The organism is Cryobacterium sp. TmT2-59 (assembly GCF_004403545.1).
Lineage (GTDB): Bacteria > Actinomycetota > Actinomycetes > Actinomycetales > Microbacteriaceae > Cryobacterium > Cryobacterium shii.
The window spans coordinates 1-14923 of record NZ_SOGM01000044.1; the positions used below are offsets into that span (position 1 = coordinate 1).

The window sequence follows — 14923 nt, forward strand, 5'->3', positions numbered from 1 at the left end:
AGGCCGAACCCGACGGTGCTGCGCGGCTCGGCGACGTCTTCGTTCGGGGCGGTGCCGTCGGGGTCGAGCCGGGCCTGCCACTGCAGGGCCATGCCCCGGATCAGGTCCGTGGGGAACGCGAACCCCTCCCCGGGCAGCCCCTGGGTTTCTTCGGTGATGGCACCGGTAGCGGCGGCGACCAGTGCGCGTTCCGCGGTCAGGAGGTCGTCCGGGGCGACGCTCGGGCTGACCTTGTCGAGGGCCGTGACGATGGCTTCGGCCGCGTCGATGCCGAGCTCCCCGCAGGTCAGTCCCGCGGCGACGGTCGGGTAGTACGGGGGCAGCATGCTGGTGCCGGCCCGCCGCTGGCTGACGTTCCCGCCGAGCCGCACACGCCGGTTGGCCTCCCGGGCGGAGACCCGGGTGAGGCGCGTGATCAGGTCGACGCCGTTGCTGGCCCCCTGTTTCCAGGCCAGGGAGTCGTGGCCGAGGATGCTGCGGGAGCGGTCCGCGACATCCGTTGCCGTGGCCACCCGTGCCGCGTCGACCCGGCGGCCGAGCTGCTCCACCGCGCCAAGGACGGCCAGGGCGCCCGTGTCAGTGAGTAGCGATAGCGTGATGTCGTCAAGGACAGTGGCGAGGGCCAAGGCGACTTGCCGGATCAGCTGCGCAGGTGAATCTGCAGCCTCTGCCGGGGCGGCTGGTGACTGCGGTGCGGATGCTCCTGCCATGCCCCGATTTTAGCGCAAAGCGTACGTGTTGTCGAGACTATCTCAACTATTTACCAAAGTATTTCGCAGATAGTTACGAATGAGGCGGGTGTTACTCGTGGGACTCGCCGGCTCGCGAGGCCGTGATGCACGCTGCCCAAAACCTCGCCGAGCCGTGAGTATCGCCCCTCTCCGGACACGAAAGAGGGGCGGAAGTCACGGCTCGCCCAGACCCCGCCGAACCGTGAGTTGCGATCCTCCGCAGACGAAAAAGAGGGGCGGAAGTCACGGCTCGGCGAGATCGAGAACGGGGAACGGGGAACGGGACCGGGGAACGGCACCGGGGACCGGGACCGGGAATGGGAATGGGAAACCAGGAACCGGGACCGGCGACCGCTTAGGAGGCGGCCAGGATCGCGACGGCGTGCGGAGACAGGAGCACGGCGCTCGCGTCGCGGCCCCGGACGGCCTCGCCCTCGGCCGCGAACTCGAGCAGCACGGCGCCGGCCTCGGCCGGCACACGCCGGGCGACCGCGGCCAGGTTCAGCAGGATCTGGGTGTCGCCGCGAGTGACCCGCAGCCACCGCTCGTGCTCGTCGAAGTCCACCGCGACCCGGTCGAGGCTGGGGTCGGTGAACCCCGCCTGGGAGCGGCGCAGGCCCGCCAGGGCCTGGTAGAAGGCGAGCAGACGAGCGTGCTCCGGCCGGGCGGTCTCGTCCCAGTCGAGCTTGGACCGGGTGAACGTCGCCGGGTCCTGCGGGTCGGGGACGGCGGCCGGGTCCCAGCCCATCCGGGCGAACTCGCCGATTCGGCCCTTGCGGGTGGCCTCGCCGAGTTCGGGTTCCGGATGCGAGGTGAAGAATTGCCACGGTGTGCCGGCGCCCCACTCCTCCCCCATGAAGAGCATCGGGGTGAACGGACCGAGCAGGGTCAGCGTCGCCGCGATCGCGAGCTGGCCGGCATCCAGGGTCGCGGGCAGCCGGTCGCCGGTGGCCCGGTTGCCGATCTGGTCGTGGTTCTGGCTGCCGACGACGAGGCGCCACGCGGGCGTCTTCTTCGTGTCGATCGGGCGGCCGTGCGTGCGGGCGCGGAAGCTGGAGAAGGTGCCGTCGTGGAAGAAACCGCGGGTGAGCACCTTGGCGAGGGCCCCGAGCGGCTCGAAGTCGGCGTAGTAGCCGGACGTCTCCCCGGTGAGCGAGACGTGCACCGCGTGGTGGAAGTCGTCGCTCCACTGGGCGGTGAGGCCGTAGCCGCCGGCTTCCCTCGGGGTGATCATCCGGGGGTCGTTGAGGTCGGACTCGGCGATCAGGCTGAGCGGCCGCCCGACGGATGCGCTCAGCGCGTCGACCGCGGAGCCGAGTTCCTCGAGCAGGTGGGTGGCGCGCTCGTCGTGCAGGGCGTGCACGGCGTCGAGCCGGAGGCCGTCGACGTGGTAGTCGCCCAGCCACATCAGGGCGTTGTCGATGATGTACTGCCGAACCGGGTCGGAGTCCGGCCCGTCGAGGTTGAGCGAGGACCCCCAGCTGGTGCCGCCCGCCTGGCTCAGGTAAGGGCCGTACTGGGGCAGGTAGTTGCCGCTGGGTCCGAGGTGGTTGTAGACGACATCCTGGATGACGCCGATGCCGGCCTGGTGGCAGGCGTCCACGAAGCCCTGGTAGGCCGCGGGCCCGCCGTACCCGTCGTGCACGGCGTACCAGAGCACGCCGTCGTAGCCCCAGTTGTGGGTGCCGTTGAAGGCGTTGACCGGCAGCAGTTCCACGAAGTCCACGCCGATGGAGGCCAGGTGGGGCAGCCGCTCGGCCGCGGCCGCCAGGGTGCCCTCCGGGGTGAAGGTGCCGAGGTGCATTTCGTAGATGGTGCTGCCGGCCAGTTGGCGACCGGTCCAGCGCTGGTCGCCCCAGACGTGCTCAGCGGCGTCGAAGGTGCGGGTGGCGCCGTGGACGCCGTTCGGCTGGTGCCGGGAGCGCGGATCGGGGAACGGCCCCTCGCCATCGACCAGGAAGCCGTAGTCGACCGGCCCGTCGCCCGCCGGGCGGGGCGCGCGCCACCATCCGTCTGCCTGACGCGTCAGCACCTGGGTGTCGTCGGACAGCGCGACGGCCATGGTGGTGGCGGTCGGCGCCCAGACCTCGAAGTACTCAGCGGGCATCGACGGCCCCTTCCGTGGCGGTGGCAGTGGCGGGTGCGGTTCCGTCGTCCGCAACGAGCAGGGCGACCGGGTAGCGCTGCAGCAGCGCGGCGACGGGGGTGATGCCCCCGGGGTGGCGGGCCCCGGTGAGCAGGTCGATCACGGGATGACCGGCCAGCACCACGGTGGTGTCGTTCCATCCGCCGGCCGCCGCGAGTCCAAGCGGCAGTCGGGTGGCGATGGTGACCGCGTCGCCGCGGTCGAAGGCGATCACGTTCTCGGCGCGGGCGCCGAGGGCCTCGACCGGCAGGTGGCGGAAGAAGCGTTCCGGCGCTTCCCGCCGCAGCCGCAGGGCGCGCGTGGTGACCAGGAGTTTCGCGGCGCCGGTCTCGTCGACGGGCGGCAGCCAGCCGCCGGCGATGCGGGCCAGGTAGTCGCGCCGCACGCCGTAGTCGACCGGGCGCCGGTTGTCGGGGTCGACGAGGGAGTCCTCCCAGAGCTCGCTGCCCTGGTAGACGTCCGGCACGCCGGGCGCGGTCAGCTGCACGAGCTTGTTGGAGAGGCCGTTGCTCCAGCCGGCCTGGCGCACCCGGTCGACGAAGGCGGTCAGGGTCGTACGGACAGCCGGGTTGTCGACGGTGGCGGCCACGAGGCGGTGCATCGCGGTTTCGAACTCCGCGTTCTGCGCCGTCCAGGTGGTCGAGGTGCCGGCCTCGCGGGCGGCCTTCTCCGCGTAGGCGATGAGCCGGTCCGGGGATGCCGGCCAGGCGCCGACGATGGCCTGCCAGAGCAGGTTCTCGAACGGGGCGTCGCCGAGCGGCGCGGCGGCGCGCAGGGCGCGCAGGGCGTTTTCCCACTCGGCGGGGATCTCGGCCAGCACCGAGATGCGGGCCCGCACGTCCTCGCCGCGCTTGGTGTCGTGGGTGGAGAGGGTGGTCATCGAGGCGGGGAAGGTGGCCTGGCGCACCTGCTGCCGGCGGTGGAACTCGGCCGCGTCGACGGCGAACTCCCCCGGGTCGGCCCCGACCTCGTTGAGGGAGGTCAGCCGGCTGTAGCGGTAGTAGGAGGTGTCTTCGACCCCCTTGGCCATCACCATGCCGGACGTCTGCTGGAACCGCACGGCCGCCGGATGCCCCGGGTCGGCCAGCATGGGCAGCAACGCGTCGATCACGGGCGCGAGGTCGGGCCGTCGGTCTGCCGCGGTAGCCGCGGCCGCGTGCAGCTTCTCGGCACCGACCGGAAGGTAGGAGCGGTAGACCGGGAAGCAGGCGAACAGCTCGGCCACCGCGTCGTCGGCGTTCTTGATCGCGGGCAGGAGCCGGACGATACGCTCGACCTCGGCGCGGAGGCTGCCGTCGGCGATGGCGCGTTTCTGCGTGTGCACCAGCTCCGGCCAGTCCGCCTGGCCCCCGGTCTCGGCCTGCAGCCGGGCCTCGAGGGCGTCCAGCGCCCCCTGGCCGGCCGGGTCGACGAGGAGCCGGTCGAAGTCGGCGAGGGCGTCGTAGCCGGTGGTGCCGCTCGTGGCCCAGTTCGCGGGCAGCTGCTCGCCGCCCTCGAGGATCTTCTCGACCAGGACATAGGCCCCGCCGGTCGCATCCCGCAGCCGGTCCAGGTAACCGCCCGGGTCGGCGAGGCCGTCCGGGTGGTCGACCCGCAGCCCCTGAACGAGACCGTCCTGCACCCAGCGGAGAATCTCCCGGTGCGATTCGTCGAAGACCCAGGGGGTCTCAACCTTGAGCCCGGCCAGGGTGCTGACCGTGAAGAACCGCCGGTAGTTCAGCTCCGCGTCCGCACGGCGCCAGCCGACGAGTTGGTAGCTCTGCCGCCCGTGCACGGTGCGGGCATCCGCTCCGTCGTCGGCCGTGCCGGGTGCCAGGGGGAACCGGTTGTCGTAGTAGTGCAGTTCGTCGCCGACCACGCTCAGCCGGTCGAGTTCGTCCGCGCCGTCGCCGAGCACGGGCAGCAGGATGCGGTCGCCGCCCGCGGCCCAGTCCACGTCGAAGGCTTCCGCATAGCGGGACGAGCCGCCGAGCCGGAGCAGGTCCCACCACCAGGCGTTGCCGGCCGGGGTCGCGACGCCCATGTGGTTGGGCACGATGTCCACGAGGATGCCGCGGCCGGCATCCGTCGCCGCGGCCGTTAGGCGGGCCAGCGCCTCCGCGCCCCCGCGCACCGGGTCGATCCCGGAATGGTCGATCACGTCGTAGCCGTGGTCAGAGCCGTCCTCGGCCGCGAGCAGCGGGGACAGGTAGATCCAGTCGGCGCCGAGCTCGGTCACGTAGTCGAGCACGGATGCCGCGGCGTCCAGGTCGAACGCCGCCGTGATCTGGAGCCGGTAGGTGGAGAGCGGGATCCTCACTGGTTGGCCAGGAACTCGGCGTCGACCACGGTGATGGCGCCGGTGTGGCCGGCGGCCAGCGAGGCGGCCACGGAGTGATCCGGCGGGGTCTCCGGCGCGTGGTAGGCGCGGAGGACCACGATCGACCGGGAGGTGACCGTGTGCTTGGCGCCGGCCGGGCGCGGGATGGAGTCGGCACCCTCGCCGCCGGTGTCGACGACGACCTCCCACTCCGGGGCGTATTCGACCGGAGGCAGGGTGAACTCGACGTCTTCGCCTTCCGCGTTGAAGCAGAGCAGGAAGTTCACGTCGGTCACGGTCTGGCCGCGGGAGTCGCGTTCCCGGATGCCGTCCCCGTTGAGGAACATCGCGACCGTGCGGGTGCGGTTCTCGTCCCAGTCGTAGGACTGCATCTCGGTGCCGTCGCTGGTCAGCCAGACGATGTCACTGAGGGCGTCGGCCGGGTTGCGCTTGCCGGGGTGCCCGTCGAAGAAGCGGCTGCGGCGGAAGGTGGGGTGCTCGCGGCGCAGCCGGGACACGGCGGCCGTGAACTCGATCAGCGGGTGGTCCGCCTCGTCCCAGTGCAGCCAGCTCAGCTCGTTGTCCTGCGCGTAGGTGTTGTTGTTGCCGTTCTGGGTGCGGCCGAGTTCGTCGCCGTGCAGGATCATCGGCACGCCCTGCGAGAGCAGCATGGTGGCGAGGAAGTTGCGCTGCTGGCGGGCGCGCAGGACGAGGATCTCCGGGTCGGAGGTGGGCCCTTCCTCGCCGAGGTTCCAGGACCGGTTGTGGGACTCGCCGTCCTGGTTGTTCTCCCCGTTGGCGTCGTTGCGCTTCTCGTTGTAGGAGACCAGGTCGGAGAGGGTGAACCCGTCGTGCGCGGTGACGAAGTTGATCGACGCCACCGGGCGGCGTCCGGAGTGTTCGTACAGGTCGGCGGATCCGGTGATGCGCGAGGCGAACTCGCCCAGCGTCGACGGTTCGCCGCGCCAGAAGTCGCGCACGGTGTCGCGGTATTTGCCGTTCCATTCCGTCCACTGGGCCGGGAAGTTGCCGACCTGGTAGCCGCCGGGGCCGACGTCCCACGGCTCGGCGATGAGCTTGACCTGGGACACGATCGGGTCCTGCTGCACGAGTTCGAAGAAGGTGGAGAGCTTGTCCACGTCGTAGAGGTCGCGGGCCAGCGCCGACGCCAGGTCGAACCGGAAACCGTCGACGTGCATCTCGATCACCCAGTAGCGCAGCGAGTCCATGATGAGCTGCAGCGAGTGCGGGTGGCGCACGTTCAGGGTGTTGCCCGTGCCCGTGTAGTCCATGTAGTAGCGCTTGTCATCGTCCATCAGGCGGTAGTACGCCTCGTTGTCGATGCCCTTGAAGGAGATCGTCGGGCCGAGGTGGTTGCCCTCCGCGGTGTGGTTGTAGACGACGTCGAGGATGACCTCGATGCCCGCGTCGTGCAGGCTCCGCACCATCCCCTTGAATTCCTGCACCTGGTTTCCGAGGTCCCCGGTCGACGAGTACGCGTTGTGGGGTGCGAAGAAGCCGATGGTGTTGTAGCCCCAGTAGTTGTTCAGGCCCTTTTCCTCGAGGGTGCCGTCGTTGACGAACTGGTGCACGGGCATCAGTTCGATCGCGGTCACGCCGAGCTTCTGCAGGTGGTCGATGACCGACGGATGCGCGACGCCCGCGTACGTTCCCCGCTGCGACTCCGGCACGAGCTCCTGCAGCTTCGTCAGCCCCTTGACGTGGGCTTCGTAGATGAGGGAGTCACGGTAGGGCGTGCGCAACGGTCGGTCGCCGACCCAGTCGAAGAACGGGTTGACGACCACGCCGAGCATCATGTGCGGGGCGGAGTCCTCGTCGTTGCGGGAATCGGGGTCGCCGAAGTTGTAGGAGAACAGCGACTGGTCCCAGTCGATGCTGCCGCAGGTGGCCTTGGCGTACGGGTCGAGCAGCAGCTTGTTCGCGTTGGAGCGCTTGCCCTCGGCCGGGTTGTACTCACCGTGCACGCGGTAGCCGTAGCGCTGCCCCGGCTGGATCAGCGGCAGGTAGCAGTGCCAGATGAAGGCATCCGATTCGATCACCTCGACCCGGGTCTCGATTCCGTCGTCGTCGAACAGGCAGAGTTCCACCCGGTGGGCGGCCTCACTGTACAGGGCGAAGTTCGTGCCGCTTCCGTCGTAGGTTGCGCCAAGCGGGTAAGCGGTACCGGGCCAGGTTTCCAAAGGGGCTCCTCAAGTTTCGAGTGGACCTGCGGTTCAAAGCGTGCCTCGGGCCCATCAGTACGCTACAGCAGTGTTCCTGTGGCCCCGTCTGGGTAGTATGCCCGTGTGAACGAGGTCGTCATCTTCGCGCCGTCCCCGGTCCTGACCGTCACCGTCGAGGGCCGGGCCGACCACGCCGACATCCATCTGCACGCCGGTGGGCAGGGCGTCTGGCAGGCACGGATGCTGCAGGCCCTCGGCGCGTCGGTCACGATGTGCTGCGTGCTGACGGGTGAGACCGGCCAGGTGCTCGGTCACCTCGTCGCCGATGAGGGCATCCGGGTGCTCGCCGTGCGCCGGGCCGGCCGGGGTGCCGCCTATGTGCACGACCGGCGTGGCGGCGAGCGCAGCCAGGTCGCTGCGACCCAGGGTGAGCCGCTCTCCCGCCATGACCTCGACGAGCTCTACGACCTCACCCTGCGGGCCGGGCTGGGCGCGGACGCCATCGTTCTCAGCGGGCCGGCCGGAGAAGACGTCGTGCCGGCGGATGTCTACCGGCGCCTGGCCGCCGACCTGCGCTCCACCGGCCGGTTCGTGATCGCCGACCTCGCCGGGGAGCGCCTCACCGCGGCCCTCGGCGGCAAGGTCAGTGTCGTCAAGGTCAGCGACGACGAGCTGCTGGCCGACGGCCGCATCAGCGCGCCCGACGAGGAGCAGCTCTTCGCCGCCGCGTACAGCCTGCGGGACGAGGGAGCGGACACGGTCATCATCAGCCGGGCGGAGAAGCCCCTGCTTCTGCTGGCCGACGACACGCTCAGCGAGGTCTGCGTGCCCACGATGCAGATCGCCGATCCGCACGGCGCGGGTGACTCCCTCACGGCCGGTGTGGCGGCCACCCTGGCGGCGGGCGGCACCATCGAGGAGGCCGTATCGGTCGGTGCGGCCGCCGGCGCCCTGAACGTGACCCGGCACGGCCTGGGCACCGGCAAGGCTGAGACCGTGCGGCTGCTGCGGGACCATGTGCGCGTCTACCCGGTGGAGTGGGTCCCCGCGTTCGCGAAGAGGCTCACCCCGGACGAACTCGCACAGACGGTGCAGAACGAATGATCCCGGCATTCACGACCCTCATCACCAACGACGACGGCATCAACTCCCCCGGCCTGCTCCGGCTCGCCCTGGCGGCCCTCGACGCCGGCCTGGACGTGGTGGTCGCCGCTCCGGCGGCGGAATCCAGCGGCAGCGGGGCCTCCATCACTTCCACGGGAACCGATGGCCGCATCGTCGTCGACCGTCGGCACCTGGAGGGTCTCGACGGGGTGCCCTGCTACGCCGTACACGCCGCCCCCGCCCTGATCAGCCTGATCGCCAGCCACGGCGCATTCGGCCAGGCGCCCGAGCTGGTTCTCTCGGGGGTGAATCCGGGCGCCAACGTGGGCCGGGCCATCCTGCACTCCGGCACGGTGGGGGCCGCGCTCACCGCGGGCGTCAACGGCGGTCGCGGCCTGGCCGTGTCCCTGGACGTTGCCCCGGACACGACGACCCCGCGCTGGGGCGTCGCGTCACGCCTGGCCGCCCGGCTGATCCCATTCCTGCTCGACCAGCCCACCGGCACCGTATTGAACCTGAACGTGCCCATAATCGTGGGCGACGAGCCGCCGGAGGTCCGTACGGCCAAACTGGCCCGCTTCGGCATCGTGCAAACCACGATGACGCAGCAGGACCGGCATCAGATCCGCCTGGCCGTGGCCGATAACGCGGCCCACGCGGAGTCCGGGAGCGACGCCGACCTGCTCCGCCTGGGCTACGCCACCGTCACGAGCCTCCGCTCGGTCGAGGAACGCCCGCTCGCGGACCTCGTGCTGGAGCCGGTCCCGGTGGCGACGAGCGCGGCCCCGCCGGGGCCGGGACGTCAGTCGGCCAGCAGCTCACGCACGAGCGGCGCAACCTCGGTGCCGTAGAGCTCGATGCTGGTCATCAGTTTCTCGTGCGCCAGGGTGCCGAGGCTGTACTTCAGGTCGAAGCGGGAGAGCCCCAGTCCCTGCGCGGCGGCGGCGATCTTGCGGGCCACGGTCTCCGGCGATCCGACGAAAAGGGCGCCGTCCGGGCTGGCGTCGTGCTCGAAACGTTCCCGGGTCACGGGACCCCAGCCGCGTTCACGCCCGATCCGGTCCTGCATGGCGGCGTAGTGCGGCCACATCTCCTCCCGGGCCTGGGCATCCGTGCCGGCGATGTACCCCGGGGAGTGTTCGCCGATCGGCTTCGTCGGCTTCCCGAACTGGGCCAGCGCCCGGTGGTAGAGCTCGACCAGCGGGGCGAAGGCCAGCGGGGAACCGCCGATGATGGCGAGCATCAGCGGCAGGCCGTAGTGGGCGGCGCGCACGACGGACTGCGGGCTTCCACCCACCCCGATCCAGGTGGTGAGGGCCCCTGACTCGGTGGGCGGGAACACGCGCTGATCGGTCAGGCCGCCGCGGGTCTCCCCGGCCCAGGTGACGGGCGCCTCCTTGAGCAGCTCGGTGAACAGGTTGAGCTTCTCCTCGAACAGTTTCTCGTAGTCGGAGAGCTCCAACCCGAAGAGGGGGAACGATTCGGTGAAGGATCCCCGGCCGAGGATCACCTCAGCACGGCCGCCGGAGACGGCGTCGAGGGTCGAGAACCGCTGGAAGACGCGCACCGGGTCGTCTGAGCTGAGCACCGTGACGGCCGAGCCGAGACGGATGCCGGTGGTCTGCCCGGCGATCGCGGCCAGGACCACCTCGGGGGCGGACACCGCGAAGTCTTCCCGGTGGTGTTCACCGATTCCGAAGAAGTCCAGGCCCACCTGGTCGGCCAGCACCGCTTCGGCGACCACGTTGCGCAGCACCTGAGCCTGGGAGAGGCGCGTTCCCGAGGCGTCGAACGTGACGTCTCCGAAGGTGTCCAGGCCGAGTTCGAACTTCTGCGTCATGTGGTTGCGCTCCTTGATCATGGTACAAAGTCTATGCAAATGTATAGATAGGGAGAACCGTGGCTGCCGTCAGGATATTCCGGTGCAGACGTGAGGCCGGGCGGACGGTCGGGCAGAATGAAACCGGCGGCCGCGAATCGGTCGCCACCAAGGCAGGAGCCTCCGACATGACCGAACTCGACCTCATCACCCTGTGGACCAAGGCCCGCTGGCACATCATCGTGTCCCAGTTCGCACCGACCTTCCTGCTGACCTCCCTCGTGGCGCTCCTCTCCCTCGGCCTCGACACCGCGGCGGTTAGCGTGCGCATCGCCGCCGCCGGCATCCTGCTGGCCTCCGGTGTGCTCGGCGCCCTCGCCCAGATCGCCGCCGCGAACGAGGGGCTGGCGATCATCGAGGATCTGCGCGCCGTGCCGGTGCTCAGCACACTCGGCAAGCGGATCGTGGCGTCCGAGGCCTGGATCGACATTGTGCGCTTCGGCACCCCCGGGGTGTTCGTCATCGTCTACATCGCCCTGCTCGCGGCCCTGTTCCTGCCGTTCGCCTAGACGAGGCCGGCTCAGACCGCGTCCAGGTAGACCCAGCGGCGATCGATCTTCACGAACCGGCTCACCTCGTGCTGCGTCGACGGCGTGCCCCGGTCCCGGCAGTACGCCGTGAACTCCACCACCCCCTCGGTGTCGAACGGGCCGCCCGCCACGGTCCGTTCGATCTCGAGGCGGGTCCACCGCAGCTCGTCGTCCAGTGCGAACGTCTCCGGCTGGGTGCGCGGATGCCACGTCGCCAACAGGTACGCCGCGTCGCCGACCGCGAACGCCGCATAGCGGGAACGCATCAGCGCCTCGGCGGTGGGTGCGGCGGCCTCCCTGCGGTGGAACCGTCCACAGCACTCGGCATAAGGGTTGCCGCTCAGGCAGGGACACCGCAGGGGGCGGGACTCGGGGGTCGGAGGAATCTGCACCGTTCCAGTATCCGTCAGGTCCTGGCGGCATCCGCGGACGGGCCGACACACACAGGGAAAGACGGCGGCAGGTTGACGGTCCTGGACCCGCGAGATCACCCCGAAGGGAAGAATGAGGGCATTCAACGGTGGTCTTTGCCCTCTCACGCGTCACTGCGAAGCTCCACCGAGACCCGTGCGGCCACTAGCCTGCTGGTATGGGTGAGGCAGAGCAAGAACTGACCGGGGGCAACGCGTCCGGCCGTGTTGTGCGAGTGGGCGGCACGGTGCGAAAGCCCTGGATCGACAACAGCTTGGTCGTGCAGAGTTACCTTGCGGCGCTCCGTTCGCACGGAGTGGACGCTCCGCACCCGCTCGGCCGCGATGAGACCGGTCGTCAGACGGTCGAGTATGTGGAAGGCGCGATCGCGCTGAGTCAGATGCCGCTTCATGCCGAGGACCTGCGCCGGGTCGGTCGGATGATCCGCCGCATCCACGATGTGAGCGAATCTATTCCGGTCCCCGACCCTGAGGGTTGGAAGATGCTGCTGCCAGCGGACAAGCCGAACCTGATGTGCCACAACGATCTTGCGCCGTGGAACCTCGTCATTGGCGAGCGCTGGGTATTCATCGATTGGGATGGTGCGGGGCCGAGCACCCGGCTGTGGGACCTGGCCTACGCCGCCCAGGCGTTCGCCCTGCTGGTTAACGGTGAACCCGTCGAGTCCGCCGCGTCGAGGCTCCGGGCGTTCATCGATGGGTATGAGGCCGACGCTTTGCTCCGCGAGGCGCTTCCGGCGGCAATGGCGAAACGGACCGCGGCAATGTTCGAACTCCTGTGCACCTCCTATGAGACCGGTCTTCAGCCCTGGGCCGATATGTACGTGAACGGGCACGGTGAATTCTGGCGTGGAGCGGCCGAGTACGTCAATCGAAACCAAACGGCTTGGGAGCGAGCGCTCTCGCTATCGGAAAGCGCAATCCCGCCGACCAGTCCTGCGGGCCCTCCCGCCGGCAGCTGAGCGTCCGCAGGAATATCGGCGCGGCCGCTGGAGGATGATCGGCCCGGTGATGACGATGGCGATGGTGTTGTCTGAGTGCGCCGTGCGGCTTCCGTCTGCGCTCCGCAGGGTCCAACCGTCGTGCGGGCGCCCCTACTTTCCGTCGCGGACGCTCCGAGCGAAATTCTGAACGCGGGCCCTGAGCGCTTCGATGCGTCGCTGGCGCGCTGCCTGCACGTCGAAGCCGATGTAGGCGACCGGGGGGAGCTTGCGGACGTTTCCCGAGCATTCGAAGCCGGCGCATGCCAGGGTGCCGACCGTGTCGCCGTTGCGACCCGCCTGGCCGGCACGCTTGATACTGAAGAACACCACGTCGTTCGGAAGATGCACGTCTTCGCACCATGAGCACTGGGGCCGCGTTCTGGTCTTCCCGTCGGCCTGACGCAATAGAATCCCGACCGGGCCCTCCACGAGGTCGACGATGACGTAACCGATCCCAGGGACCTTTGGATCCCGCCAGCCGAGGTAGTCGAGGTTGTCCCAGGACAGGGTTTCGAAGTCACGGGGAAGGGTGAGAGCCTTTCGCTCCCGGAGCGAAGCGTTGATGAAGGATGACCGGATGTCTGGGGCGGTGAGCGGGAGCATGAGGTGGCGATGCCTTCTGTCTCTGTAGCAGAACTGTTGAATGCGGGGAATGGGCAGTGATGGGCAGTGTGGTGCCGTCAGGCCGGCGGCCAATTGTTCAAGACAACGTCGAGGGCATCCAAGGCCCGGGACCACGAAGCATCCGCTGCTCGTTGCGTGTTCTGAAAGCCTCCGGAACGTTCCAGGCTCACGTAGCCGTGAAACACACTGTGGAGCAGCCGCACCGCATCGGTCTGGTCCGGTTCCTCGAGTGCATAGCCCCGAAGGATGGCCCGGGTCATCGCCGCGTGCCGACCCGCCGCACTGGCGGCAGCCACCTCAGGATCGAGCTCCAGCCGAGTCGCGGCGTAACGCCCGGGATATTCTTTGGCGTAAGCCCTGTAGGCGTCGGCAAATGCGACCAGCGCGTCCTTGCCCGCACGGCCGGCCAAAGCGGCGGCTACGTGGTCGGCGAGTTCGGCCAGAGCCAACACGGCCACCCGTGTCCGGAGATCCTGCACGTTCTTGATGTGGGAGTAGAGGCTCGCATCCCTGACTCCGAAAAGGCGCGCCACAGCCGAGACCGTCACGCCTTCGAAACCGATCTCGTCGGCCAGATCAGCCGCTGCGACGGTCACGCGTTGCGTGGTCAGTCCTCTTCGTGCCATGGTGGCCCCTTTCCGGTTAATCCTACGATACCAATATAATTGCCTAATATCTCTAGGCGCACGACCGGCCAGCCGAATCAGCCTCGAACCGGAAGCTGCCTGGTCGGATCCGGCAGACTGCGAAACCCCGAACGGGTTAGTGTGTGGGGCACACGGGCGCGGCGGCGGTCGCGCTCAGGCGGGAGCATCCATGCGCACCTTGTTCTACGGATCCGGGCGAACCCCGATTCGAATCGATGATCACGTGCTGGCTCATCTGAAGGCCGTCATCACGACGAAGCTGCGTCGCGGTGAGAGTTTCCTACTCTCCTGGCGAGAGTCGGCACAGGTCGGAAATGGCCGCAGTTCGGTGTGGATTCACCCGAGCTGTGACCTGCACTACAAGTTTGACGGCGGCACCCCGCCGGCGCTCGATCCCGGCATCATCGTTGAGATGACCGATGAATCCATGCAACCCCGCGGGATCGAACTGGTGAATGTGAGTCTCGCACGCAGTCCTCACCAGCGCGCCGGTGATGAGTCGGACTGAAAGACTGGGCGTATGCCCGATCTCACTTTGCACGGCGGCGTCGGCAGCCGCGTTGACACCGAGATCGAAGTGAAGCGATCCAAATTTCTCTGCCGCCTCGTTCGCACCGAGACAGAGGATTCCACGCGTGGCGCCATCGACGACGCGCGTAAGGAGCATTGGAGTGCTCGCCACCACTGCTCGGCATTCGTGCTCGGGCCGAGCGGCGCACCAGACCAGGTGCGGCGTTCGAATGACGATGGCGAACCGTCAGGAACGGCGGGTCGGCCCATGCTCGAGGCACTGTCCGGGCGCGGATTCGTCGATTGCGTGGCCGTCGTCACCCGCTACTTCGGTGGCGTACTTCTCGGTCCCGGCGGCCTCGTGCGCGCCTACTCGGAGGCCGTTCTGACCACGATCGACGAGGCCCAGTCCGGCGGGCTGGTGGTGGGGCGCGAGCGCCGCGAACTGTTCAGGCTTGCACTTTCCCACGCGGATGCCGGTCGCATCGAGGCCGAGTTGCGCCAGCGCGGAGTGCTCATCCTGGGGACGGACTATGGGCGTGACGCGGTACTGCACATCGCCGGTGACGACGCCGCGCGGCTCGCCGCGATCGTGGCCGGTGCAACGGCCGGCAGCGCGGAGCTGGAGGCCCTCGGCCACGAATGGGTAGACGTCGAACGGTAGTCCGGTTGTGGCGTGGCGCCCCGCGAGGTGCACTGCGGTGGCGGTGGGTGAACGACATGTGAACATCATCTCTATAAATTGACATCCATCGATGTATTGTCGAGACTTCACCTCGACACGCATCGATTTTGTCGTCGCAGAGGTGGCCCCCCGATCCGCGCCGCCCTCAAGAAATCAAGAAGGAATGACCAC

Annotated in this window: 14 protein-coding genes and 1 pseudogene; 6 read left to right on the plus strand and 9 right to left on the minus strand. The window is 68.8% G+C overall.

Annotated features, from left to right (window positions below; genetic code table 11):
• The 4 genes from E3T24_RS07125 to glgX all read right to left on the minus strand — a co-directional run.
• Positions 1-710, minus strand: a 710-nt coding sequence (locus E3T24_RS07125; protein WP_134434473.1) for a DUF222 domain-containing protein, incomplete at its 3' end; no start/stop codon positions are given.
• Positions 711-1086: 376 nt separating this feature from the next.
• Entirely contained in the window at positions 1087-2838 is a 1752-nt protein-coding gene (treZ, locus tag E3T24_RS07130; protein ID WP_134366150.1) for a malto-oligosyltrehalose trehalohydrolase, read from the minus strand.
• Entirely contained in the window at positions 2828-5176 is a 2349-nt protein-coding gene (gene treY, locus E3T24_RS07135; protein WP_134366149.1) for a malto-oligosyltrehalose synthase, read from the minus strand. Before treY ends, treZ begins: the two co-directional genes overlap by 11 nt.
• On the minus strand, positions 5173-7377 hold the full coding sequence (gene glgX / locus E3T24_RS07140) for a glycogen debranching protein GlgX (RefSeq protein WP_134366148.1): 2205 nt from the start codon (positions 7375-7377) through the stop codon (positions 5173-5175). Before glgX ends, treY begins: the two co-directional genes overlap by 4 nt.
• A gap of 105 nt (positions 7378-7482) precedes the next feature.
• On the opposite strand from glgX, the gene E3T24_RS07145 reads away from it, so the two are divergent.
• Positions 7483-8463, plus strand: a complete 981-nt coding sequence (locus E3T24_RS07145; protein ID WP_134403154.1) for a PfkB family carbohydrate kinase — start codon at positions 7483-7485, stop codon at positions 8461-8463.
• Positions 8460-9314 carry a 5'/3'-nucleotidase SurE gene (locus E3T24_RS07150; RefSeq protein WP_134434474.1) on the plus strand — a complete coding sequence of 285 codons (855 nt, stop codon included), beginning with the start codon at positions 8460-8462 and terminating at the stop codon, positions 9312-9314. The genes E3T24_RS07145 and E3T24_RS07150 overlap by 4 nt, the downstream gene beginning before the upstream one ends.
• On the opposite strand, the gene E3T24_RS07155 is transcribed toward E3T24_RS07150, so the two are convergent.
• Positions 9266-10303 carry an LLM class flavin-dependent oxidoreductase gene (locus E3T24_RS07155; protein WP_134434480.1) on the minus strand — a complete coding sequence of 346 codons (1038 nt, stop codon included), beginning with the start codon at positions 10301-10303 and terminating at the stop codon, positions 9266-9268. The two genes, E3T24_RS07150 and E3T24_RS07155, sit on opposite strands and share 49 nt — an antisense overlap.
• Before the next feature lie 167 nt (positions 10304-10470).
• Here E3T24_RS07155 and E3T24_RS07160 point away from each other — a divergent pair, with 167 nt between their 5' ends.
• Complete coding sequence (locus E3T24_RS07160; RefSeq protein WP_134366145.1) at positions 10471-10851, plus strand: hypothetical protein; 381 nt, start codon at positions 10471-10473, stop codon at positions 10849-10851.
• A gap of 11 nt (positions 10852-10862) precedes the next feature.
• On the opposite strand, the gene E3T24_RS07165 is transcribed toward E3T24_RS07160, so the two are convergent.
• Positions 10863-11264 (minus strand): YchJ family protein, encoded by a 402-nt coding sequence (locus E3T24_RS07165; RefSeq protein ID WP_241976151.1) that lies wholly within the window; start codon positions 11262-11264, stop codon positions 10863-10865.
• 254 nt (positions 11265-11518) lie between these two features.
• Here E3T24_RS07165 and E3T24_RS07170 point away from each other — a divergent pair, with 254 nt between their 5' ends.
• Positions 11519-12265 carry a phosphotransferase gene (locus E3T24_RS07170; protein WP_347232649.1) on the plus strand — a complete coding sequence of 249 codons (747 nt, stop codon included), beginning with the start codon at positions 11519-11521 and terminating at the stop codon, positions 12263-12265.
• Here the strand turns inward: E3T24_RS07170 and E3T24_RS17920 are convergent.
• The 3 genes and pseudogenes from E3T24_RS17920 to E3T24_RS07180 all read right to left on the minus strand — a co-directional run.
• Positions 12209-12391: pseudogene (locus tag E3T24_RS17920) on the minus strand (hypothetical protein); the annotation flags it as partial. The gene E3T24_RS07170 and the pseudogene E3T24_RS17920 overlap by 57 nt on opposite strands.
• 6 nt (positions 12392-12397) lie before the next feature.
• Positions 12398-12889 carry an FBP domain-containing protein gene (locus E3T24_RS07175; protein ID WP_134366143.1) on the minus strand — a complete coding sequence of 164 codons (492 nt, stop codon included), beginning with the start codon at positions 12887-12889 and terminating at the stop codon, positions 12398-12400.
• Positions 12890-12966: 77 nt separating this feature from the next.
• Positions 12967-13506 carry a TetR/AcrR family transcriptional regulator gene (locus E3T24_RS07180; RefSeq protein ID WP_241976153.1) on the minus strand — a complete coding sequence of 180 codons (540 nt, stop codon included), beginning with the start codon at positions 13504-13506 and terminating at the stop codon, positions 12967-12969.
• Between the two features lie 220 nt (positions 13507-13726).
• On the opposite strand from E3T24_RS07180, the gene E3T24_RS07185 reads away from it, so the two are divergent.
• Positions 13727-14065: a hypothetical protein gene (locus tag E3T24_RS07185; protein ID WP_134366141.1), complete on the plus strand. Its 339-nt coding sequence runs from the start codon at positions 13727-13729 to the stop codon at positions 14063-14065.
• A gap of 12 nt (positions 14066-14077) precedes the next feature.
• Complete coding sequence (locus tag E3T24_RS07190; RefSeq protein ID WP_134366140.1) at positions 14078-14731, plus strand: YigZ family protein; 654 nt, start codon at positions 14078-14080, stop codon at positions 14729-14731.
• The last annotated feature ends 192 nt before the right edge of the window (positions 14732-14923 follow it).